We start from the raw sequence: 1,627 nt of genomic DNA on the forward strand, positions 1-1,627 counted from the left end.
TGAAAACTTCCGTCGCTGGGACATTGAAAACCGTCCTCCTCGCTTGAGGACTATAGCTTAGCAGGCTGTCCAATTTTCCGCGACCACCTCAGAAAGATCCACTTTGAAAACCTGAGGAACTAATTATATAGCCTGTATTAGCTCCTATATCTGATAGAACTGTTCGGAATCCATGGATTATATTTTGAGGAATTTTTGACTTCCAATATTTACATTCAAACAAAATAATATTCAATCTGTTAAAGACTTTCTCCTCTGCGTAGACGTCTATCTCAACTTCGCCACGTACAGATTGTATTTTTTTCTCGACTTCAGTAGCAAACCCACATTCTATTAAAACCTGAGCAACCATCTCCTGAAGTTCTTGCCAAGTAGCAGGTTCTCGTTTGCTGAGCATTCTTTATTCCTTACGATCATGCTGAGTTGACTATATTTAACAATTCTAGCTCCGGTCTTCAACCTTGACTAGGCCTTTACCTCCGGCAGTTCTTCCCAGGAAGTGGTGTAGTGCGGTGACCGGGCTGCCTGCTTCATCTTCCAGTCCTGCTTGATGCCGCAGGCGGCAAGACGAATCGTATCGCGCCCCCACCGGGCGTTTGCTTGATCCATAACTCCCATGAGGCGTTCAGCCTTCGGATCAGAGGTCGGCACCGGGCTGAGGAGCGAAAGCTGGTGACAGCCAATGGGCTCCAAGCCTGACAGCATCACCCCTGCCTTCTTGTAGCGGTATCCCTTCCGAAAAATCCGCTCCAGTACCTGCATGGCAACCTGGAGAATTTCGCTGGTATGCGCCGAGGCCCCTGGTAACGCGCCAAAGGCCGAATTGGCATACTGAGGCTCGCCCTCTATAAAAGTATTGGTCTGGACCCACACGGTCACACCGTTGGCGACCATGCGGGCTTTGCGGAGCCGTTCAGCGGCCCGGGAGGTATAGACAGCCAGGGCTTCGCGCATTTCCTCAATCCTGGTCACAGGCTGCCCAAACGACCTCGATGCGGTGACTGACTTCTTTGCCGGGGCTATGGACTCCAGGTCGATGCAAGGGATGCCCTGGAGTTCGAGCAAGGTATGGAGGCCGCCGACTGTCATTTTTCGTTTCACAAAGTCTCTGGGTAGATCTCGGAACTGGCGTGCATTCACGACGCCGTATCGTTCGAGCATGGCAGCGTAGCGCCGGCCGATGCCCCATACGTCCCCCACTGGCACTTGCTCCAATAGACCGTCAGAATCGGGCGTAGCCCCGAAATCCAGCACGCCATCCAGGTCGGAGTTCTTCTTGCTCAGCTTATTGGCAACCTTGGCAAGTGTCTTGGTCGGCCCCAGGCCGATGGCAACGGGAATGCCGGTCCAGCGGCGCACCGTCTTCCGAATATGCTGGCTGTAAGCCACGACATCATAAGGCATCCCGGTCAGGTCAAGAAATGCCTCATCGATGGAGTAAACTTCAAGGCTCGGGGTGAACGTCGCCAGAGTCTTCATGACCCGGGCTGAGAGATCGCCATAAAGCGTGTAGTTGGAGGAAAAGACAGCCACTGCTCAGCGTCAATTACTCCTGGGCACTGACGACAACTATTCTTGTGCACGCACCTCGGCTTCAGCCAAGCGATCTTCGGGTATGAGTTCAGCG

The 1,627-nt window shown here is 52.9% G+C and carries 2 protein-coding genes; both read right to left on the reverse strand.

Annotation, left to right across the window (positions count from 1 at the left end; translation table 11 throughout):
• Window positions 1-88 precede the first annotated feature (88 nt).
• The gene (locus tag Q368_RS25420; RefSeq protein WP_084159011.1) at window positions 89-397 is read right to left on the reverse strand and encodes a restriction endonuclease; all 309 of its coding nucleotides are present in this window, start codon (window positions 395-397) and stop codon (window positions 89-91) included.
• A gap of 68 nt (window positions 398-465) precedes the next feature.
• Window positions 466-1,533, reverse strand: coding sequence for a Y-family DNA polymerase (locus Q368_RS0122755; RefSeq protein ID WP_084159012.1), 1,068 nt, complete (start codon window positions 1,531-1,533; stop codon window positions 466-468).
• Between the last annotated feature and the right edge of the window lie 94 nt (window positions 1,534-1,627).

This window comes from Solidesulfovibrio alcoholivorans DSM 5433, from assembly GCF_000702665.1.
GTDB lineage: Bacteria > Desulfobacterota > Desulfovibrionia > Desulfovibrionales > Desulfovibrionaceae > Solidesulfovibrio > Solidesulfovibrio alcoholivorans.

Coding starts and splice junctions, on each gene's coding strand:
- Q368_RS25420 (WP_084159011.1), bottom strand. CDS start 397: ATGCTCAGCAAACGAGAACCTGCTACTTGGCAAGAACTTCAGGAGATG.